The 21630-nt window shown below is 64.5% G+C and carries 16 protein-coding genes and 3 pseudogenes; 4 read left to right on the forward strand and 15 right to left on the reverse strand.

All coding sequences use genetic code 11. The features are described 5' to 3' along the window. Positions 1-288 precede the first annotated feature (288 nt). The 13 genes and pseudogenes from QIY50_13455 to QIY50_13515 all read right to left on the reverse strand — a co-directional run bounded on the left by QIY50_13455 (position 289) and on the right by QIY50_13515 (position 14289). Complete coding sequence (locus QIY50_13455) at positions 289-1485, reverse strand: ABC transporter permease (protein WGV18503.1); 1197 nt, start codon at positions 1483-1485, stop codon at positions 289-291. Then, on the reverse strand, positions 1485-2696 hold the full coding sequence (locus QIY50_13460) for an ABC transporter permease (protein WGV18504.1): 1212 nt from the start codon (positions 2694-2696) through the stop codon (positions 1485-1487). Before QIY50_13460 ends, QIY50_13455 begins: the two co-directional genes overlap by 1 nt. Next, positions 2696-3383 (reverse strand): annotated as a pseudogene (locus QIY50_13465) (ABC transporter ATP-binding protein). The gene QIY50_13460 and the pseudogene QIY50_13465 overlap by 1 nt, the downstream one beginning before the upstream one ends. Continuing rightward, positions 3380-4532: pseudogene (locus QIY50_13470) on the reverse strand (efflux RND transporter periplasmic adaptor subunit). Before QIY50_13470 ends, QIY50_13465 begins: the two co-directional pseudogenes overlap by 4 nt. A gap of 442 nt (positions 4533-4974) precedes the next feature. Beyond that, the gene (locus QIY50_13475; GenBank protein ID WGV18505.1) at positions 4975-5676 is read right to left on the reverse strand and encodes a transcriptional regulator; all 702 of its coding nucleotides are present in this window, start codon (positions 5674-5676) and stop codon (positions 4975-4977) included. A gap of 239 nt (positions 5677-5915) precedes the next feature. Further along, positions 5916-6443 carry an inorganic diphosphatase gene (gene ppa / locus QIY50_13480; GenBank protein ID WGV18506.1) on the reverse strand — a complete coding sequence of 176 codons (528 nt, stop codon included), beginning with the start codon at positions 6441-6443 and terminating at the stop codon, positions 5916-5918. 93 nt (positions 6444-6536) lie between these two features. Beyond that, positions 6537-7352, reverse strand: a complete 816-nt coding sequence (locus tag QIY50_13485; GenBank protein WGV18507.1) for a zinc-dependent peptidase — start codon at positions 7350-7352, stop codon at positions 6537-6539. A gap of 8 nt (positions 7353-7360) precedes the next feature. After that, complete coding sequence (locus QIY50_13490) at positions 7361-8008, reverse strand: DedA family protein (protein ID WGV18508.1); 648 nt, start codon at positions 8006-8008, stop codon at positions 7361-7363. Positions 8009-8257: 249 nt separating this feature from the next. Continuing rightward, complete coding sequence (locus QIY50_13495; GenBank protein ID WGV18509.1) at positions 8258-8716, reverse strand: GNAT family N-acetyltransferase; 459 nt, start codon at positions 8714-8716, stop codon at positions 8258-8260. Positions 8717-8824: 108 nt separating this feature from the next. After that, on the reverse strand, positions 8825-9643 hold the full coding sequence (eutC, locus tag QIY50_13500; GenBank protein ID WGV18510.1) for an ethanolamine ammonia-lyase subunit EutC: 819 nt from the start codon (positions 9641-9643) through the stop codon (positions 8825-8827). 8 nt (positions 9644-9651) lie between these two features. Further along, a pseudogene (locus tag QIY50_13505) lies at positions 9652-11047 on the reverse strand (ethanolamine ammonia-lyase subunit EutB). Positions 11048-11093: 46 nt separating this feature from the next. After that, the gene (eat, locus tag QIY50_13510; protein WGV18511.1) at positions 11094-12542 is read right to left on the reverse strand and encodes an ethanolamine permease; all 1449 of its coding nucleotides are present in this window, start codon (positions 12540-12542) and stop codon (positions 11094-11096) included. Between the two features lie 226 nt (positions 12543-12768). Continuing rightward, positions 12769-14289: an aldehyde dehydrogenase family protein gene (locus QIY50_13515; GenBank protein ID WGV18512.1), complete on the reverse strand. Its 1521-nt coding sequence runs from the start codon at positions 14287-14289 to the stop codon at positions 12769-12771. A gap of 255 nt (positions 14290-14544) precedes the next feature. Here QIY50_13515 and QIY50_13520 point away from each other — a divergent pair, with 255 nt between their 5' ends. From QIY50_13520 to QIY50_13535, 4 genes are all read left to right on the forward strand, one after another. Then, complete coding sequence (locus tag QIY50_13520) at positions 14545-16560, forward strand: sigma-54-dependent Fis family transcriptional regulator (protein ID WGV18513.1); 2016 nt, start codon at positions 14545-14547, stop codon at positions 16558-16560. Between the two features lie 66 nt (positions 16561-16626). Then, positions 16627-17976 carry a UDP-N-acetylmuramate:L-alanyl-gamma-D-glutamyl-meso-diaminopimelate ligase gene (mpl, locus tag QIY50_13525; GenBank protein WGV18514.1) on the forward strand — a complete coding sequence of 450 codons (1350 nt, stop codon included), beginning with the start codon at positions 16627-16629 and terminating at the stop codon, positions 17974-17976. Then, positions 17973-18602 (forward strand): flavin prenyltransferase UbiX, encoded by a 630-nt coding sequence (gene ubiX / locus QIY50_13530; protein WGV18515.1) that lies wholly within the window; start codon positions 17973-17975, stop codon positions 18600-18602. The genes mpl and ubiX overlap by 4 nt, the downstream gene beginning before the upstream one ends. Next, entirely contained in the window at positions 18599-18886 is a 288-nt protein-coding gene (locus QIY50_13535; protein ID WGV18516.1) for a YceK/YidQ family lipoprotein, read from the forward strand. The genes ubiX and QIY50_13535 overlap by 4 nt, the downstream gene beginning before the upstream one ends. Before the next feature lie 109 nt (positions 18887-18995). Here the strand turns inward: QIY50_13535 and QIY50_13540 are convergent, their stop codons facing one another. Further along, positions 18996-19640, reverse strand: a complete 645-nt coding sequence (locus tag QIY50_13540; GenBank protein ID WGV18517.1) for an oxidoreductase — start codon at positions 19638-19640, stop codon at positions 18996-18998. Positions 19641-19667: 27 nt separating this feature from the next. Further along, on the reverse strand, positions 19668-21401 hold the full coding sequence (locus tag QIY50_13545; protein ID WGV18518.1) for a C13 family peptidase: 1734 nt from the start codon (positions 21399-21401) through the stop codon (positions 19668-19670). Positions 21402-21630: the final 229 nt, after the last annotated feature.

Genomic DNA, 21630 nt, shown 5'->3' on the forward strand with positions numbered 1-21630 from the left:
AGAAGTCGCTGTTATTCAGGCGGTTTAATGCCCCAGCCCTCCCTTAACCCTAGTGGACCTGCGCTGTCAGCTGGCTGAGCTTCAGATTACTTTTCTGTCAGCTTGTGGTGGGTGTGGCTGGCGAAGCGCATGGCATGCTGAATCTGGAGCCGCCTTGCGGCCCTTCGCGGGCACGCCCGCTCCCACAGGGATGGCGCTGTAGTCAGTAGATGCGCGGGACCTGTGGGAGCGGGCGTGCCCGCGAAGGGCTGCAAAGCAGCCCCATCAAGGGGCTCATTGGCCTGGCCGCTACTCGATGCGCAGCGCGGCCACCGGATGCAGGCGGGCCGCCCGCACGGCCGGGGCCAGGCCGGCGAGAACGCCGAGCACCACCGCCAGCAGCAGCGCCAGCAACAGAAACAGCGGATGCAGCGCCAAGGGCAGGCTCGGCATGGTCAGGTGCAGTAGCCCCAGCAGGAGGGCCATCAACAGCAAGCCAAGCAGGCCACCGGCCAGCGAAAGCAACGTCGCTTCGGCAAGAAACAGCCCGAGTACCTGCCGCCGACTGGCGCCAATCGCCCGCAACAGGCCGATTTCGGCCGTGCGCTCGCCCACCGTGGTGGTCATGATGGTGAGAATGCCAACCGCACCGACCAACAGCGAAATACCCCCCAAGGCACCAATGGCCAGGCTCAGAGTGCCGAGAACGCGGTTGAAGCTGCGCAGCATGTCGTCCTGGGTGGTCAGGCTGAAGTCCTCCGCGCCGTGGCGTTCGTCGAGCACCTCGCGAATCTGTCGGCTCAATGCCTGTGAAGTGGTGGCTGCGCCGAACACCACATGGGCTTTGACCACCCCGGTGCGGTTGAACAGGCTTTGCGCCCAATCCACCGGTATGTAGGCGATATCGTCGAGGTTGAAACCGAGCAACTGGCCCTTCTTCTCCATCACGCCGATCACCCGGAAACGCACGCCGCCGACGCGGATCAGCTCGCCGAGCGGATTGCGCGCACCGAACAGCTCGGCGCGCAGTTGATGACCGAGCACCACATAGGGCGGCGAGCGGCCGTCGCGGGCCGCAGGCAGAAACTCGCCCAGGCTCAGTTGCATGCGCCAGGCCTGCGCCAGCTGGTGGCCGCCACCGAGAATGTCGCTGCGCCGGCTCAGCTGGCCGAACTGCACATCCCCGCTGCCCTGAATGATCGGCACCACCGCCTCGACATGCCGCAAGCGCCGCAGGGCATCGGTGTCACCGATGGTCAGTGGGCGTACGCTGCCGAGCAGGCCACCGAGGCCGCTTGTCTGGGTCTTGCCCGGGCGCACGGTGATGATCCGCGTACCGAACTGCGAGAAGTTCTCCAGCACATAGCCGCGCACACCTTCGCCCATGGCCGTGAGCAGCGCCACCGCGGCTATGCCGATCGCTACCCCGAGCAGGGTCAGCAGGCTGCGCAAGGGGCGGCAGGCCAGCGCCGAACTGGTCAGCCGCAAGCCATCTTGCCAACGCATCAGTGCGCTCCCGGCGGGCGTAGCGCCGCCACCGGCTCCAGCGCCGAGGCCCGGGCGGCCGGCAGCCAGGCGAACAGCAGTGCCGTGCCGAGTGCCAGCAGCACTGCGCCAGCCCGCGCCCACCAGGGAGCATGGAGCGGCAGGTCGAACGCCAGGCGCCCCAGCCAGAGCAAGGTTTCGGCCAGCAACAGGCCTGCGAGCGCCCCCGCCAGGGCCAGCAACGCCGCCTCGCCAAGGAACAGCAGGCGCAACTGCGCCGCCGTCACGCCTATGGCTTTGAGCAGGCCGATCTCGGCGCTGCGCTGGCTCACTGCAATCCAGGTCACGTTCATGATCAGGATGCCTGCCACCAGCAGGCTGATCGCGGCAATCCCGGCCACCGCCAGGGTCAGCACCGCGAGTATCTGGTCGAAGGCGCTGAGCAGGCTGTCCTGGCTGACCAGGGTCACGTCTTCCTCCCCCTCGTGGCGCTCCTTCAGCGCGGCGAGTATCAGCCGCTTGCTTCGGTCGAGAAAGCGCGGGCCCTGCACCTCGACAAATACCCGCGACAACCCCTCGCTATTGAACAAGGCCTGGGCACTGGCCACCGGGATGATCACCATCTCGGAAAAATCCGTCCCCAGGGATTCGCCCCGCTCACCGAGGACACCGACCACCCGGAAGCGTCGGTCGCCAGCGCGCAACCATTCACCCAGGGCCGGGCGAGCCCCGAACAGCTCGCGTCGGAGTTTGCCACCGATCACGCAGACGGCCTCGGCCTGCCCAGGGTCCAGCGCCGGCAGAGGTTGGCCCTGGACGACCGTCAGTTGACGAATGGCGAAGAAGTCACGGGTGGTGCCCAAGGTCAGCACCTCGCGATTGCGGTTGCCGACGATCACCTCCATCTGCCCGGCCTGCTGCGGCGCGACCCGGCGGATGCCCGGCAGACGGGTGATAGCCTGGACATCCTGCAAGGTCAACTCGTGCGGGGTCAGGCCGGTGAGCGGCGGCATTCGCCCGGTGGTTTCCTTGCGGCCCGGGAAAACGATCAGGATGTCGCGGCCCAGCAGTGAGAACTCGTTCAGGACAAACGCCCGCGCCCCGGCGCCAAGGCCGGTGAGCAGGTTGACCGCAACCACACCGATGGCGATGGCCAGCAGTAGCATGAGGCTGCGCGAGCGGTGCCCACGCAGGGCGCCGAGCCAGAAGCCCAGGGCATCGGCAGCGCGCATCAGGCCAGCGCCCGCTGCGGCGCAAGACTGTGGATGCGCCCGTCACGCATGTGTAGCTGGCGCTGTGCACGGGCGCCCCAGGCTGGCGTCGTGGGTCACCACGATCAGGGTCAGGCCCTCGCTGTTGAGCTCTTCCAGCAAGTTGAATACTTCGGCGCCGGCCTGGCTATCGAGATTGCCGGTAGGCTCGTCGGCCAACAACAGCGCCGGTTGCATGACCATCGCCCGGGCGATCGCGACGCGCTGGCGCTGGCCACCGGACAGCTCGGCCGGTCGGTGGGCAATACGCTCGCCCAGCCCCAGGCGTGCCACCAACTGGCTGCTGCGCTTGCGCCGTTGTACCGCACCGATGCCGGCGAGGACCATCGGCAGCTCGATGTTTTCCAGCACCGTCAGCCGTGCGATCAGGTGGTAGGACTGGAACACGAAACCTATCAGTCGGCTACGCAACTGGGCGCGGCGTGCCTCGCTCAGCGCCGCCGTGGCCTCGCCCTGCAACCAGTATTCGCCGGCGCTCGGCGCATCGAGCAGGCCGAGGATGTTCAGCAAGGTGGACTTGCCCGATCCGGACGGGCCCATCACCGCCATGTAGTCACCTGCGGCGATGTCCAGGTCCAGGCCGTCCAGCCCCATCACCTGCTGTTCGCCCAGCTGGAAGCTGCGGCTGCCGCCGCGCAGGCGGATCATTTCCCGGTCTCCGCGGCATCCAGCGGGATCACCGCCACGGTATCCTTGAGCCCTTCCTGCTCGAAGCTGGCGACGATTCGCGCATCCTCGTCGAGCCCAGCGAGCACCTCGGTCCAGCGCCAGTTGCTCAACCCGGTTTGCACCTGCACCTCGCGCAACACCCGGGCGCTCGGGTCATAGCGCAGCACACGCTGCCCCTCCAGCAGGGTTTCGGTGGGGATGCGCAAAGCACTTGCGTGCTGCTCCAGCAGGATCTCGACATCGGCGCTATAGCCGGTGAGCAGGGCAAGGTCTGCCGGGGGCTGGTCGAAACGCACTTCTACATCGACGGTGCGCGCCTGCTTCTCCAGTTCACGCACATAGGGTGCAATACGGCTGACGCGGCCGGTGAAATGCTGGCCACGGAAGGCATCCAGGCTGATCCGCACGGCGGTGCCGGGGTGAACCCGGGCCGCGTCCACTTCATCGATCGGTGCTTCGACATACAGGCAGCTGTCGTCGATCAGGTCGACCGCTGGTGGCGTGGGGATACCCGGTGGCGAAGGGGTGACGAATTCGCCGAGTTCGCCGTTGATTTCTGCGACAACGCCGGCGAAGGGGGCACGTAGGGTCGTCTGTTCCAGCAGCGAACGCTGCAACTGCAGGCTGGCGTCAGCCTCGCGTATCAGCACGGCACTTGCACTGCACATCAGCTTCGCCAGGTTGGCCTTGGTCGCGGCCTGGTCGAGGCGATCGGCGGCAATCAACTTGCGGTCGGCCAGCTGGCCCAGGCGATCAAGGTCGCGTCGGTCCAGGAGCGCTTGCTGGCAGCGCTGTTCGCGGGTGTTGCGTTGCGCCTCCAGCCGCGCCTCGGCCTCCTGCAGCCTGGCCTGTTGCTCGTCCTGGCGCATGGCGCATGAGTACCTGACCCGGCTGGACCCGCTGGCCCTCGCTGACCTGCAACTCGGCAACCTGGCCGCCGACATTGAAGGACAGGTGCGAGCGTCGACAGGACTTCAGCGTACCCGCGCGCGTATTGGCCACCACCGTCTCCACCGGCCCCCGCTCAACCTCCAACAGCCTGACCGGCAACGGCTGCGGTCGACTCAACCAGCCGCCCAGCACCACCAGACAAGCCAGGATCGACGAGCCAATCAATAATTTGCGCATGGACTACACCTCCTCCCATATGGCTTGAGCCTAGAACAGGAGGGTGAAAGCTCCACGCGAAACGTCATTTATCCGACTATTTTCGGATGAGCGTCAGTGTAGCGTCAGATAAATGACGAATGAGATTATTTTCGCTTTTGCAACTGCGATTTCCCAGCCATCAGGAATGGCTGCAGAAAATTTCAGAGGAAGAGAATGGCTTTTCTTCGGGCATTAAAAAGCCGGCTTGTGGCCGGCTTCTCGGGGACGCTTCCGACTAATTTATGGTAAGTCGCAATCGCCTTAACTGTGTGGCCATCAAGGGCCTGAAAGAGATGGCAGATGCCCGTGTGGGATATCGCCGAGCCCTCTGGAGCGCGGCTTGCGCCGGTCGGGGCTGAATGTGCGGCGTAGCATACAAGGGCCCGCGCAGGATGCCCAGCAAAAAATGGCACAGGTTGTTTCAGCTGGGCCGTTGCTGGCGGAAATGCGACCAGTGGAACACCCAGCCAAGAATTTCCAGCCCTTGAGCCTGGCGCTGGGCGGCGGTGTAGCGTTCTACCGCATAGGTGCGCCGATCATGACTGTGCAGGTAAAGCGTGCCCTGGTGGCCAAGGCTGAGGTTGTTCACCCGCAGCGCGCCATTATGCAGCAGGGCATAGGTTTCGCCCTCGACCACCCGGGTCATGCCCAGGTCGATGGCCAAGGTGGCCTGCAATGGAATCAATGGGGTCATGTTGCTGGCGGGCATGGCCATGCAGATGGCGTCGTCTGCATGCACACCCAACACTTTCAGGGCTTTGGCGGGCAGGCACAGGTGCTTGCTGGCTACGGGTGACAGCAGGCCGTCGTGCAGTTCGTAAAAGGGCACTTTCAGTGCCCGGCCGCCTTGCGCCGACAACGGCGTGGGCGGGTTGGCGGGCGCCGGACCAGGCGGGCAGTTGCGCAGGGTCGGGTTGTGGTGTTTGGGGCCTTCGCCCGTGCGCAACCAGCGACGATGCACACAGAACAGGTCGGCCAGTTCGTCCAGCCGGGCCAGGGGCACGCCGCGCTTGAACCAGTTGTTGACGTGCTGGGGAGTGACGCTGCGCTGGGCGGCGAAGTCGGAAGGGGTCAGGCCACACTCATGGAGCAGGGCTTTGAGGCGGTCGCCGGATGTGTTCATGGCGGCGAGTGTAGCGGCGGGGGTGCCCGCAAGGATATGAACCGGATGTTGATGGGGCTTGTGTGAAAAGGGCGTTTTTGTAGGGAGCTGGAGTAGGACTGCGTAGGATTTTTTACTCTCCCCAGCAAGTGCGCGCTCCCACAGGGATCGCGCAGGCAGGTCATCCAGTGCCAGGGCGACCAGCTATCCATCAGGCATAAAAAAACCCCGCCAGGGCGGGGTTCTTCATGCAACCGGTATCAGCCCTTATAGGCAGCAACCGATTTGGTGATCGCGGCACGGGCGGCGTCGGCGCCTTCCCAGCCTTCGATCTTGACCCATTTGCCCTTCTCGAGATCTTTGTAGTTGGCAAAGAAGTGCTCGATCTGCTGGATCAGCAGGGCTGGCAGGTCGGTGTATTCCTTCACGTCGACGTACAGCTGCGACAGCTTGTCGTGAGGAACAGCGATGACCTTGGCGTCGCCGCCGCCGTCGTCGGTCATGTTCAGCACGCCGACCGGACGGGCGCGGATAACCGAACCTGGGGCTACCGGGTAAGGGGTAACGACCAGCACGTCCAGCGGATCACCGTCATCGGCCAGGGTGTTCGGGATGAAGCCGTAGTTGGCTGGGTAGAACATCGGGGTAGCCATGAAACGGTCGACGAACAGGGTATCGCTGTCCTTGTCGATCTCGTATTTGATCGGCGCGTGGTTGGCCGGGATCTCGATGGCGACGTAGATGTCGTTCGGCAGGTCTTTGCCCGCCGGAATCTTGCTGTAGCTCATTGGGCAGTGCCCCCGTGTTTGACCAAAAAAGTGGCGGCGATTATAGGCACATTCTGCATGGGCATGCCACGCCTGGCCTGATGTGCGGCCCCGTCAGGCGTGGCTTTCGCGGTATTCCGGGTGTTCGGCCTGCAGCCGGCACAGGCGCGCCAGCGGGTCCTGGCGGTAGAACAGCGACAACTGGCGGTAGACTTGTGGATAAGCCTGTTGCAGCAGGTCGGGAGCACTAAAGAAGTACTCGCTGGTGACGGCAAAGAACTCCGCAGGGTTTTCCGCGGCGTACGGGTCGATGGCGGTTTCGGCGTCGGGGTTGGCGTCCAGCTGGCGGTTGAGGTCGTCATAGGCCTGTTGCATGGCGGTTGCCCATTCATCCACCGGCATGCTGCTGTGTAGCGGTGGCAGGCCGTTGGCATCGCCATTGAGCATGTCGAGCTTGTGCGCCAGTTCATGGATGACCAGGTTGTAGGCCTCCCAGCCGCCACTGGCCAGCACGCCGTTCCAGGCGAGGATGATCGGGCCCTGCTGCCAGGCTTCGCCGCTGTGCTCGCCGTCCCATACGTGCTCCACGCCACTGGCATCGCGGTGGCGCTGGGGGCTCTTGAAGTCGTCGGGATAGAGGATGATTTCGTGGAAGCCCTGGTACCAGTTCAGCTCGCCCAGGTGCAGCAGCGGCAATTGCGCCTGGGCGGCCAGCAACAGGCGCTGCTCGTCGTCCGGTTCGACGCCGGGCAGGCAGGTGAGGTGCTTGTCGAGCAGAAACAGGATGCAGGCTTCACGCAGCCAGCGATCTTCTTCGTCCGTGATGCCGTCCAGCATCGGCAGGCGCTCGCGCACTGCCTGCCATTGCTGGGGGGTGATGGGGTAGCGCGCCAGGGTGCGCTTGCGCCGCCAGGCGCTGAACGACCACATCGGCAGGTTCAGTGCGCCTTGGCCGTGCGGCCCAGGCGGCCACGCAGCAGGCCGAGGATCATCGGCACCAGCGACAGGATGATGATACCCACCACCATCAGCGACAGGTGCTGCTTGATGAATGGTACGTTGCCGAAGAAGTAGCCCAAGGTCACCATGCCGCCAACCCACAGCAGCGAACCGGCGACGCTGAAACCGAGAAAGCGCGGGTAGTGCATGTGGGCTATGCCGGCGACGAACGGCGCAAAGGTGCGCAGGATGGGCAGGAAGCGCGCCATGGTCACGGTCTTGCCGCCGTGGCGTTCATAGAAATCGTGGGTACGCTGCAGGTAGTCGCGACGGAAGATCTTCGAGTCGGGGTTGTTGAACAACCGCTCGCCGGCCGTGCGGCCGATCACGTAGTTGGTGCTGTCGCCGAGGATCGCGGCAGCCATCAGCAGGCCAGCCAGCAGTACCGGGTCCATGCCGCCACCGGCGGCCACGGCACCGGCGATGAACAGCAGCGAATCGCCGGGCAGGAAAGGCATGACCACCAGCCCGGTTTCACAGAAGATCACGGTGAAGAGGATGGCGTAGATCCAGGGACCGTAATTGGTGACCAGCAGATCGAGGTAGGCATCGAGATGCAGGATAAGGTCCAGCGGGTTGAAATCCATGTACAGCACCTGTGTTCTTGGGCGTAGGCTCGGTTACCTGGGGATGGGTAAAATTTCACACATGACAGGTGGGCCATTATACGGCTAAGTCAGGATCATGCCCGGGGAGTTTGTAGCGGGGGGTTACGGCAGGGGGTATTCCTGTGCTGGCCCCTTCGCGGGCATGCCCGCTCCCACAGGGGTATCACCGCTTCCTTAGGCAGTGCTGTACCTGTGGGAGCGGGCGTGCCCGCGAAAGGGCCAGCACGGTCAATCCTGATTGATCGGCAGGATATAACTCTTGAACTCGTTATCCTCACGAAACCCGATGGACTCGTAAGTCTTGTGCGCGACCTCGTTGTCCGCGCTGGTCGACACCCGCATGCGCACGGCATTGGTTTCCTTGGCCATTTTCTTTGCCTCGCGCATCAGGTGGTCGGCCACCAGCATGCGCCGCGAGTCCTCGGCCACGTAGATGTCGTTGAGAATCCATACCCGCTTCAGCGACAGCGACGAATAGCTCGGGTACAGCTGGCAGAAGCCCAGCAGTTTGCCGTCGTCATCATCGGGTAGCGCCAGGTAGATCACCGACTCATCCCGCTTCAGGCGCTTTTCCAGAAAGCTGCGCGAGCTGTCCGGGTAGGGAAGCTGCCCATAGAACTCACGGTATTTGACGAACATCGGCGTGAGCAGGTCGAGGTGTTCCAGGGTTGCCTTGATGATGCGCATGTGCGGCCCTCAGGGTCCATTAGGGGAAACAGCGGATTGCCAGCAGCCTTCAAGGGCATGCTGCCCAATGCGCGGTGCCAGCGCAATCCGCCTTCCGTGACATGTTTTTTACCCTTTGCCGAGCAGGAAGTTACCTTTCTGGCCGGTGCTGTGTTCACTCTCCAAGCTATGGACCTCGGCTTCGTCCTTCAGATTCACCCCGGAAAGCTGGCGCCGGCAGGCTTCGCGCATCAGGTACAACAGGCGGTGTGCCGCCATGCCATAGCTCAGCCCCTCCAGGCGGATGTTGGAAATGCAGTTGCGGTAGGCATCGGTCAGGCCGACCTTCGGTGCATAGGTGAAATACAGGCCAAGGCTGTCGGGCGAACTGAGCCCAGGGCGTTCGCCGATCAGCATCACTGTCATCCGTGCGCCAAGCAGTTCACCGACCTCGTCGGCCACTGCCACGCGCCCCTGCTGCACCAGCACCACCGGGGCACTGGTCCAGCCGTCGGCGGCAGCCTGTTCCTCGAAGCGCGCCAGGAACGGCAGGGTGTGACGGTGTACGGCCAGTGCCGACAGGCCGTCGGCGACGACGATGGCCAGGTCGACTCCGCCAGGGTTGGCCTGGGCGTGCTGGCGTAGCGCGGCAACCGAATCTTCGTTCAGCCGTCGCCCCAGGTCCGGGCGTTGCAGGTACTGGTTGCGGTCGCTGGCGGCGCTGTGCAGCACCAGGCTTTCGCGCCCGCGATCACTCAACTGGGTAGCCAGGCCGGCATGGTCGAAGGCCAGGTGCACGGCGTCGCGGGCCTGGGCATGGGCGAACTGGAAGTCCAGTTGCGCCCCGGTCGGCAGGCTGGTGCCGGTGCGGCCCAGAGCGATGCGCGCCGGGGTCAGGTTGCGCAGGGCCAGCCAGGGGTTGTCGGGGGTAGGCGTGCGGTGGTCCATGGTCATCCCTATGCAAGCTGTGCCAACGCCTGGCGGAAGGCCGGCGGCAGGTTGTCACCGAAGCGCACCCGGCCATCGGCCTGGGTGAAGATGCCGGTGCGGGCCAGCCATGCCTCGAATTCCGGCCCGGGGCTTAAGGCCCAGGGTCTGGCGTGCGTATAGCGCGTCGTGGAACGAGGTGGTCTGGTAGTTGAGCATGATGTCGTCGGAGCCGGGGATGCCCATGATGAAGTTGATCCCGGCCACGCCCAGCAGGGTCAGCAGGGTGTCCATGTCGTCCTGGTCGGCTTCGGCGTGGTTGGTGTAGCAGATGTCGCAACCCATCGGCACGCCCAGCAGCTTGCCGCAGAAGTGGTCTTCGAGGCCGGCGCGGATGATCTGCTTGCCGTTGTACAGGTACTCCGGGCCGATGAAACCGACCACCGTGTTGACCAGGAACGGCTTGAAGTGGCGGGCCACGGCATAGGCGCGGGTTTCACAGGTCTGCTGGTCGACGCCGTGGTGGGCGTTGGCCGACAGCGCGCTGCCCTGGCCGGTTTCGAAGTACATCAGGTTCTGCCCGAGGGTGCCGCGTTTCAGCGAAAGGCCTGCTTCGTAGCCTTCCTGCAGCACGTTCAGGTTGATGCCGAAACCGGCGTTGGCCGCTTCGGTGCCGGCGATGGACTGGAACACCAGGTCCAGCGGCACGCCACGGTTGATCGCCTCGATCGACGTGGTCACGTGGGTCAGCACGCAGGCCTGGGTGGGAATGTCATAGCGCTGGATGATGGCGTCGAGCATTTCCAGCAAGGCGCAGATCGAGGCGATGCTGTCGGTGGCCGGGTTGATGCCGATCATGGCGTCGCCGTTGCCGTACAGCAGGCCGTCGAGGATGCTGGCGGCGATGCCGGCCGGCTCGTCGGTCGGGTGGTTGGGCTGCAGCCGGGTCGAAAGCCGCCCGCGCAGGCCCATGGTGCCACGGAAGCGGGTGACCACGCGGATCTTCTGCGCCACCAGCACCAGGTCCTGCACGCGCATGATCTTCGACACCGCTGCGGCCATTTCCGGCGTCAGCCCGGGTGCCAGGCTGCGCAGGCTGGCCTCGTCGGCCTCTTCGCTCAGCAGCCAGTCGCGCAGGCCACCCACGGTCAGGTGGCTGACCGGGGCGAAGGCCTGGGCGTCGTGAGTGTCGATGATCAGGCGCGTGACTTCATCTTCTTCGTAAGGGATCAGCGCTTCATTGAGAAAATGCGTCAGCGGGATATTGGCCAGGGCCATCTGGGCGGCGACCCGTTCGCCGTCGTTGCTGGCAGCCACGCCCGCCAGATAGTCCCCCGAGCGGGCGGGGCTGGCCTTGGCCATCACTTCCTTGAGGCTGTCGAAGCGGTAGACCAGGTGGCCGACCGTGTGTACGAAACTTGCCATACAGACTCTCCAGAGCCGCGGGTTGCCCCGCGGCGGGTGGCGGCGATCAGTGCAAGGCTTCTTCAGCCTTCTGGATCGCGGCGAATTCCTCTTCCGGTGTTCCCGCGACCAGATGGTGGCGGCTGTAGAAAGCAAAGTAGGCAATTAATACCGCATAGATCACTGCGGCGCCAATCACCACCCGTGGGTCGACGAGGAAACCGGCGACCACAGCGATGCAGGCCAGCACCAGGGCCAGGCCCGAGGTGAAAATGCCACCGGGGGTGCGGTATGGGCGCTCCATCTTCGGCCGGCGGATGCGCAGGGTGATATGCGCGGCCATCATCAGCACGTACGACAGGGTAGCGCCGAACACCGCCACCAGGATCAGCAGGTCACCCTGGCCGGTCAACGACAGGGCAAAGCCGATGATCCCGGGGATGACCAGGGCCAGTACCGGGGCCTTGCTCTTGTTGGTTTCCGACAGTTTGCGCGGCAGGTAGCCGGCGCGGGACAGGGCGAAGATCTGCCGGGAATAGGCGTAGATGATCGAAAAGAAGCTGGCGATCAGCCCGGCCAGGCCAACCAGGTTGACGAAGCCGCCCATCCAGGTACTACCGCCGTAAGCCTTGGACAGGGCTTCTACCAGCGGGTTGCCCGAGGCTTTCAGTGCTTCGGAGCCGGCGCCGCCAGGGCCGACCACCAGGATCAGCAGGGCGAAGGCCAGCAGCACCAGCATGGCGCCGATCAGGCCGCGTGGCAGGTCACGCTTGGGGTTCTTGGTTTCTTCGGCGGCCAGTGGCACGCCCTCTACGGCGAGGAAGAACCAGATGGCGTAGGGGATGGCTGCCCACACGCCGACGTAGCCGAACGGCAGGAAGCTGCTGGCGCCCACGGCGTCCGTTTTGGCGATGTCGAACAGGTTGGCTGCATCAAAATGGGGCACCATGCTCACCAGGAACACAGCCAGGGCGATGGCGGCGATGGCAGTGATGATGAACATCAGCTTCAACGCCTCACCCACGCCAAAGATGTGGATGCCGATGAACACGATGTAGAACGCCAGGTAGATCATCCAGCCGCCGATGCCGAACAGTGACTGGCAGTAGGCGCCGATGAACACCGCGATGGCGGCGGGGGCGATGGCATATTCGATGAGGATCGCCGTCCCGGTGAGGAAGCCGCCCCAGGGGCCGAAGGCGCTGCGGGCGAAACCGTAGCCGCCGCCTGCGGTGGGGATCATCGACGACAGCTCGGCCAGCGAGAAGCACATGCACAGGTACATGGTGGCCATCAGCAGGGTGGCGAGGAACATGCCGCCCCAGCCGCCCTGGGCCAGGCCGAAGTTCCAGCCGGCATAGTCGCCGGAGATGACGTAGGCCACCCCCAGACCGACCAGCAGGACCCAGCCAGCGGCGCCTTTTTTCAGTTCACGTTGCTGGAAATAGTCCGAGCCGACTTTTTCGAAGTCGACGGAAGAGCCTGCCGGCGAGCCGGCGGAATGATCGCTTGGCATAGATTCACCTGTTGTTTTTCTTGGTGGCCGGACGGGTTCCGGACCGATGGTGATGGTTACTGCAGGAAGCGAGCCAGAGCGGTTGGTGCACGGTTTCCGCTCTGGGTTTGGTATATGCAGGCCTGGCCTCTTCGCGGGCTTGCCCGCTCCCACAGGGACCGCACAAGGTTCAAGACCAGTGCAATACCTGTGGGAGCGGGCGAGCCCGCGAAGGCCGCGACGCGGTTTAGAAGAAGCCCAACGGATTGATGTCGTAGCTCACCAGCAGGTTCTTGGTCTGCTGATAGTGATCGAGCATCATCTTGTGCGTCTCACGCCCGACACCGGACTTCTTGTAGCCACCGAACGCCGCATGCGCCGGGTAAAGGTGGTAGCAGTTGGTCCACACGCGGCCAGCCTTGATCCCGCGGCCCATGCGGTAGGCCCGGTTGATGTCGCGGGTCCACACGCCGGCGCCCAGGCCGAACTCGGTGTCGTTGGCAATCGCCAGGGCTTCGGCTTCGTCTTTGAAGGTAGTGACGCTGACCACCGGGCCGAAGATTTCTTCCTGGAACACGCGCATCTTGTTGTTGCCCTTGAGCAGGGTCGGCTGGATGTAGTAACCGGTGGCCAGCGAGCCTTCCAGTTTTTCCACCTTGCCGCCGGTCAGCAGTTCGGCACCTTCCTTCTGGGCGATGTCGAGGTACGACAGGATCTTCTCGAACTGCTGTTGCGAGGCCTGGGCGCCGACCATGGTGTCGGTGTCCAGCGGGTCGCCGCGCTTGATCTGCAGCACCTTCTTCATCACCACTTCCATGAACTGCGGGTAGATCGACTCCTGTACCAGTGCCCGGGATGGGCAGGTGCATACCTCGCCCTGGTTGAAGAACGCCAGCACCATGCCTTCGGCCGCCTTCTCGATGAAGCTTGGCTCGGCTTGCATGATGTCTTCGAAATACACGTTAGGCGACTTGCCGCCCAGTTCGACGGTGGACGGAATGATGTTTTCGGCGGCGCACTTCATGATGTGCGAGCCGACCGGGGTCGATCCGGTGAAGGCGATCTTGGCGATGCGCTTGCTGGTGGCCAGTGCTTCACCGGCTTCGCGGCCATAGCCCTGCACCACGTTGAGCACGCCTTTTGGCAGCAGGTCACCGATCACTTCCAGCAGCACGGTGATGCCCAGCGGGGTCTGTTCGGCCGGCTTGAGCACCACGCAGTTGCCGGCGGCCAGGGCTGGGGCCAGCTTCCAGGCGGCCATCAGGATCGGGAAGTTCCACGGGATGATCTGCCCGACCACGCCCAGCGGCTCATGGATGTGATAGGCCACGGTGCCTTCGTTGATCTCGGCGGCGCCGCCTTCCTGGGCACGGATGCAGCCCGCGAAGTAGCGGAAGTGGTCAACCGCCAGCGGGATGTCGGCATTGAGGGTTTCGCGGATCGGCTTGCCGTTGTCCCAGGTTTCGGTAATGGCCAGCAGTTCGAGGTTCTGCTCGATACGGTCGGCGATCTTCAGCAGAACGTTGGAGCGGTCCTGCACTGACGTGCGGCCCCAGGCGTCGGCCGCAGCGTGGGCGGCATCCAGGGCTTTCTCGATGTCTTCGGCAGTAGAGCGGGGGAATTCAGCGATCAGCTTGCCATTCACCGGGGAGGTATTTTCAAAGTACTGCCCCTTTACCGGAGGAACGAACTCACCACCGATGTAGTTGCCGTAGCGGCTCTTGAAGGAAACCTTCGCGCCTTCGGTACCGGGATGTGCGTAACGCATGGTGTGTCTCCTGGCTATTGTGTTTGTTAGGGAGTTGGAAAGCGTAGAGCAAAGGTCGGGCCAGCGTTTCGAGCACCAGGAAAATCAATGACTTGGCTCGGCGTCCGGTGCCATGCCCACGGTCGCTGTGCCAGCACCGGTACGCGCAGGGGTGACACTTTGTGCCATTTGCGACACGTAACCCGAGGGTGCATTGCAAAGCCTTCGCGGGTGGAGGATGCTGGCGGGACTCTCTATCTGCGGAGAACTACAACAATGCAGAGCAACCATTTCAGTCGCCATGCCCAGCAAGTCCATACCGTCGCCCATGGTGGGGCCGGGGAGGGCGGCAGTGACCCGTCCATCGCCCGCTCCTGGCTGCGCTGCCTGGAGGACTACCACCTCGACCCGTCGGTTATCGAGGCCCCGGTGGTGCTCGAACACGGGCGCCTGCTGGAAAGCCGCGAGCGCCTGCGCCAGGTGCTGCAGATTGCCGACCCTGAAATGAACAGCCTGCATCAGCAGCTTTCCGGGGCCGGGCATGCGGTACTGCTGACCGATGCCCGTGGGGTGATCCTCAATTGCGTCAGCGCGCCGACCGAGCGACGCAGCTTCGAGCGCGCCGGGCTGTGGCTGGGCGCCGACTGGAGCGAGGCGCGCGAGGGCACCAACGGCATCGGCACCTGCCTGGTTGAGCGCCAGGCGCTGACCATTCACCAGAACGAGCACTTCCGTGGTCGCCACACCGGCCTGACCTGCTCGGCCAGCCCGGTGTTCGACCCGCATGGCGAGCTGCTGGCGGTGCTGGATGTGTCTTCGGCACGGCCCGATGTTTCCCGGCAGAGCCAGTTCCACACCATGGCCCTGGTCAACCTGTCGGCGAAGATGATCGAAAGCTGCTACTTCCTGCGCCATTTCGAACAGCAATGGCTGCTGCGTTTTCACCTGCAGGCGGAGTCGGTCGGCCTGTTCAGCGAAGGCCTGCTGGCGTTCGACGGTGACGGGCGCATCTGCGCCGCCAACCAGAGCGCGCTGAACCTGTTGGGCACGGTGCGGGGTGGCGTGCTGGGCAAACCGCTGGAACGCTTTTTCGCATGCAGCCACGACGAACTGTTCAGCCGCGCCACGCCCGGCGGCAGCACGGCCTGGCCGCTGCATACCCTGGACGGGCGCCAGGTGTTCGCCAGCCTGCGTGGCCAGGCGCGCGCACCGGTGTGGTCGGTGCCCACCGCCCAACCGCGCCCTGCGCGGGAAGTGGAGCCGCTTGTATGCCTGCTCGACCCGGCCTTGCAGAACGACTTCCGCCGCAGCGTGCGGGTGTTCGAGCGCGATGTGCCGCTGCTGTTGCGCGGCGAGACCGGCTGCGGCAAGGAGGCCTTCGCCCAGGCCGTGCACCAGGCCAGCGAGCGGCGCGGCAAACCGTTTGTCGCCATCAACTGCGCGTCGATCCCGGAGAGCCTGATCGAGAGCGAGCTGTTCGGTTACCGCGGCGGCAGCTTTACCGGTGCGCGCAAGGAAGGCATGCGCGGCAAGCTGTTGCAGGCCGACGGCGGCACCTTGCTACTGGACGAGATCGGCGATATGCCACTGGCCTTGCAAACCCGCCTGCTGCGTGTGCTGGAGGAGCGCCAGGTGGTGCCGATCGGTGGCGAACCGCAGGCGGTCGACGTGCGCATCGTCAGCGCTACACACCGTGACCTGCTGGAGCGGGTGGAGCAGGGTAGCTTCCGCGAGGACCTGTATTACCGCCTGAATGGCCTGGAAGTGGCGTTGCCTGCGGTGCGCGAGCGCAGTGACAAGGCGCAGTTGCTGGACTTTCTGTTGCGTCAGGAGGCGCAGGGGCAACTGATCGACATCGAGCCGAGGGCGCGCCAGGCACTGCTCGACTTTGCCTGGCCGGGCAACGTGCGGCAGATGCGCAACGTGCTGCGTACCCTGGTGGCACTTTGCGAAGATGCCCGCATAGCATTTTCGGATCTCCCCACAATTGTCTGCAGCAGCGCCAATCCTGTGGGAGCGGGCGCGCCCGCGAAGACGTCCGATCAAGCAACGCAGGGCGAGGGCGTTGCCCTCGTTCGCGGGCACGCCCGCTCCCACAGGTCCGGTGTTGGTCCAGGAATTGATGGGGAGCCCGTGGGTACCGAGGTTTTGCAAGGCGCGGAACGGCAAGCACTAATGGAGATACTGGAGGCAAAACACTGGCACCTCACCCGTGTCGCCGAGCACTTGGGCATCAGCCGTAATACCTTATATCGAAAACTGCGCAAACACGGCATCACCAGGGCCGACTGAGCGAAACATCGTGTGCGATTTTTCTCGCCCTGGGCTACCCTGCCTCGATGTTTTGCGAGGTCGACCATGCATATTCACATTCTCGGTATTTGCGGTACTTTCATGGGCTCGCTGGCGGTGCTGGCCAAGGAGCTTGGCCACCGCGTCACCGGCTCTGACGCCAACGTCTATCCCCCGATGAGCACCCAGCTCGAAGCCCAGGGCATCGAACTGACCCAAGGCTATGACCCGGCCCAGCTGGACCCGGCGCCAGACCTGGTGGTCATCGGCAACGCCATGTCGCGTGGCAACCCGGCGGTTGAGTACGTGCTGAACAAGGGCCTGCCCTATGTTTCCGGCCCGCAGTGGCTGGCCGACCACGTGCTGCAGGGCCGCTGGGTGCTGGCCGTTGCCGGTACTCATGGCAAGACCACTACCAGCAGTATGCTGGCCTGGGTGCTGGAGCACGCCGGCATGAGCCCGGGCTTCCTGATCGGCGGTGTGCCGCAGAACTTCTCGGTGTCGGCACGCCTGGGCGACACGCCGTTCTTCGTGGTGGAAGCCGACGAGTACGACAGCGCCTTCTTCGACAAGCGCTCCAAGTTCGTCCACTACCACCCACGCACGGCGATCCTCAACAACCTCGAATTCGACCATGCGGACATCTTCCCCGACCTGGCCTCGATCGAGCGGCAATTCCATCACTTGGTGCGCACCATCCCTGGCGAAGGCCTGGTCATCCACCCCACCACCGAGCAGGCGCTGGAGCGTGTGATCGGCATGGGCTGCTGGACCCCGGTGCAGACCACTGGCGAAGGTGGCCAGTGGCAAGCCCGTCTGCTCAGCCCCGACGGCTCGCGCTTCGAAGTGCTGTTCGAGGGCGAAGCGCAGGGCGTGGTTGACTGGGCGCTGACTGGCCAGCACAACGTCGCCAACGCCCTGGCCACCCTTGCAGCGGCGCGCCATGTAGGCGTAGTGCCAGCCATGGGCATCGAAGGCCTGAGCGCCTTCAAGAGCGTCAAGCGGCGCATGGAGAAGGTGGCCGAAGTGCAGGGCGTGACCATCTACGATGACTTCGCCCACCACCCCACCGCCATCGCCACCACCCTCGACGGCCTGCGCAAGCGTGTTGGCGAGGCACCGGTGATCGCCGTGATCGAGCCGCGCTCGAACTCGATGAAGCTCGGTGCCCACCGTGATGGCCTGCCGGAAAGCGTCAACGACGCCGACCAGGTGATCTGGTACGCCCCGGCCAACCTTGGCTGGGACCTGGCGGGCACTGCCGCCCAGTGCAAAGTGCCCAGCGTGGTGGCCGACAGCCTTGAAGCGATCATCGAGCGGGTCAAGGGCCAGGCCCGCCCAGGCACCCATGTAGTGATCATGAGCAACGGCGGCTTCGGCGGCCTGCACGGCAAGCTGGCCGAGGCATTGCAGTGAACGGGCCGGAACGCATCACACTGGCGATGACCGGGGCTTCGGGCGTCCAGTATGGACTGCGCCTGCTCGATTGCCTTGTGCGCGAGGATCGCGAGGTGCACTTTCTGATCTCCAAGGCCGCGCAACTGGTGATGGCCACCGAGACCGACGTGGTGCTGCCAGCCAAACCCCAGGCAATGCAGACGTTCCTTACCGAATACACAGGTGCTGCCGACGGGCAGATCCGGGTATATGGCAAGGAAGACTGGATGTCGCCGGTAGCCTCGGGCTCCGGCGCGCCGGCGGCGATGGTGGTGGTGCCCTGTTCCACCGGCACCCTGTCGGCGATTGCCACCGGCGCCTGCAACAACCTGATCGAGCGTGCCGCCGACGTTGCTCTGAAGGAACGTCGCCAGCTGATCCTGGTGCCGCGCGAAGCGCCGTTTTCAGCCATCCACCTGGAGAACATGCTCAAGCTGTCGCACATGGGCGCAATCATCCTGCCGGCATCGCCAGGCTTCTATCACCAGCCGCAGACCATCGACGACCTGGTCGACTTTGTCGTGGCGCGCATTCTCAACCTGCTGAACATTCCCCAGGACATGTTGCCGCGTTGGGGCGAACACCACTACGGAGTGGATGATTGAAGCGAGCGCTGGCGGGGGTTTTGATGCTGGTGCTGCTCGGTGGCTGCGCCACGGTGCGCACGCTGGATGCCAACAAGCCCGGGGCGCCGGTGGTGTATGCCGGTACCCGGTTGGATTTGTACGTGATCAATGGCGGCTGTTGCCCGCGCGATCATTATGGAGCTGATGCCCCGGCGTACCCGGGACTGGACCTGCCGGGGAGCATGCTGCTCGATACCCTGTTGCTGCCCTTGTCCTTGCTGACAGCGGCCGGTGTAGGCTTCCAGGCCACCGGTGGCCTGTGATGGCCCTTTCGCGGGCACGCCCGCTCCCACAGGTACTGCATTGCCCTCAGGCCTGGCACAGTACCGGTGGGAGCGGGCGTGCCCGCGAAGAGGCCGTCACAAGTGAAGCCTATTTCTTGCCCAACCTGCGCAACTCATCCGACTCCACAATCCGCACCCCGTCCTCTTCCTCCAGTGCCAGCCGCCAAAGCGCCCGGGCCAAAGTACAAGCCTCGATCCCCCGATACTTCCCGGGTATCAGCTTGGCAAACGGCGAAGCCAACTGTTCGCCCAGCCGCGGCTCGATCCGCTCGCCCAGCAGCAATGACGGCCGCACGATGGTCAACTGCGGCCAGTCCTGGGCCTTGAGCGCCTCTTCCATCTCGCCTTTGACCCGGTTGTAGAAAATCGAAGATTTCGGGTCGGCCCCCAGCGCACTGACTACCAGCAGGTGCCGCGCGCCCATCTCCCGGGCACGCTTGCTGAAGGCCAGTACCATGTCCAGGTCCACCGCACGAAAGGCCGATTCGGAGCCGGCCTGCTTCAACGTGGTGCCCAGGCAGCAAAAAGCGATATCAACGCGCCCGGCCAGCTGCGGAAGAAACACCGCCGGGTCGCCCACCGGGTTTTCCAGGTGCGGGTGCTCGGCGAGAGGCCGGCGGGTAGGCGCCAGTACGCGGGTAATGGTGGGCTCGTTGAGCAGACGGTCGAGCAGGTGTTCACCTGTCAGACCCGTGGCACCAGCAAGCAGGACATGTTGAGGCGTCAAATACATGATGTCTCTCCCTTGTTACACACAAGCTTAGTGGCTGGGTGACGTTTCCGCCTGTCCCCCTACATTGGCCTGTGCGGCGTTACGCAATGCTTCTTCGGCCTGTTGCCGGCGCAGGTGCTGCCAGTGCTCGAGCACGCCCGGCGGCGCCCACAGCTGCGGTTCAGAGGCCTCGAAACCTTCCCTTTGTTCTCTTTCGGCAACGCTGGCTCGCGCCAGTTCAAACGCCTGTTTCAGGTCGTCGGTCTGGTTCAGCGCTTCGGCGAACAGAGCATCGCCGAAGTAGGTGAAATCGGCTTCTTCCGAGCAACCGAAGGACACGCGGTCGGCCCGGGCGGCGGTCATGATCAGCGTACGCTCGTCCTTGAGCGGGGTGATGTAGCCCCCTGAATAGCAGGCGGATATGACAACCACCTTGTCGCGGTTTTTCAGCGGCGCCAGCGCGCTCGCCAGCTCGTCGGCAGACAGATCGGCCAGCTGCAGGCGCGGCTGGTCGAGTACCAGCTGATGGTCCTGGCTGCCATGACTGGTGAGGTAGATGAACACCAGGTCTTCGGGGCCACTACGCTCGGCCAGGGTGCGGGCGGCGCGGGTAAGGTTCTCGCGCGTGGCCATGGCGCGGGTGGTCATGTGGTCGCGGTGGTTGACCAAGGTAACCTGGCCACGGGCGCCAAAGCGCACCTTGAGCATATTGCTGACGTAGTCGGCTTCGCGAAGGAACACGCTCTGCTGGCCATCGCCGGCCACCACCAGGCTGTATAGCTGGACCGGTGGCGTGGAACGCGGAACCCGGGCCAGCGCCTCGTCCAGCAACCGGCCCTGATTGAGCAACGCCAGGTCCAGCGGGTCGGGCAACAGCTTGCCGTTCTGGTCGCGTACGCGCACGCCGTTGCTCCAGGTGCCGCTTTCGACTTTGCCGCTGGCCAGGATCAGCCGCCCCTGGCCGTGGTAGGCATCGTTGAGGAAGCCACCGATGTACTTGCTGCCGTCGGCCAGTTGCAGGCTGCCCTGGCCCGACAGGCGCCAGTCGGCGAAGGTGCCCTTGTAGTGGCTACCGTCGCTGCCCAGCAGTTCGCCTTCACCGACCAACGAGCCGTCCTTGAATTCGCCGATCCACACATCACCCTCGGCGTTTTCGTAGCGGCCACGGCCCTCCAGGCGGTTGTTCCTGAATTCGCCGATGTACTGCTCGCCGTCGACGCTGTCGTAAGTACCGCTACCTTCCAGCTGGCCGTTGATGAAGCGGCCGCTGAACTGGTTGCCGCTGGCATCGCTGCGCACCCCGGCACCGTTGGGCTTGCCCTTGGCGAACAGGCCCTGGTAGCGGCTGCCGTCGGCCAGTTCCAGCTCGCCGGCGCCTTCGTACAGGTCATCCTTGAACTGGCCGCGGTAGGTCTGGTCGGCTTGCTTGAGGGTGCCTTCGCCGTCGCGGCGGCCGTGGCTGAAGGTGCCGGCATAGTGGCTGCCCGGGGTGGTCAGCTCACCCAGCCCCTGGAACAGCCCTGCGGCGAACTGGCCGCGGTACACCTCGCCGTTGCGGCCGTGCCACTCGCCCTGGCCGTGCCATTGGCCGTCCTTGAAGGTACCGGCGTACCAGCTGCCGTTGGGGTAGTCGATCCGGCCCTCGCCTTGCAGCAGGCCATCGACCACCTGCCCCCGGTACCGCCCACCGTCAGGCAGGCGCGCGTCCGGCGGGAGCAGCGATTCGCCATCGCCGCAGGCGGCGAGCAGCAGGACCAGGGTGATGGGGAGCAGTGGACGCATGGCGAGAACCGGGCAAAAAGTCTGCCGAGTATGACGCAGAATGGGATCCTGAAACAGCGAACGCGATCCCTGTGGTAGCGGGCGTGCCCGCGAACACCGGCGACGCCGGTGCCATGCAGCGCGTGGTCTTCTTCGCGGGTAAACCCGCTCCCACAGGTCCAGCGGTGACTTTCAGCTTTGCGCAATACCTGTGGGAGCGGCTTTAGCCGCGAACACCGGCGAAGCCGGT

Source organism: Pseudomonas putida, assembly GCA_029953615.1.
GTDB lineage: Bacteria > Pseudomonadota > Gammaproteobacteria > Pseudomonadales > Pseudomonadaceae > Aquipseudomonas.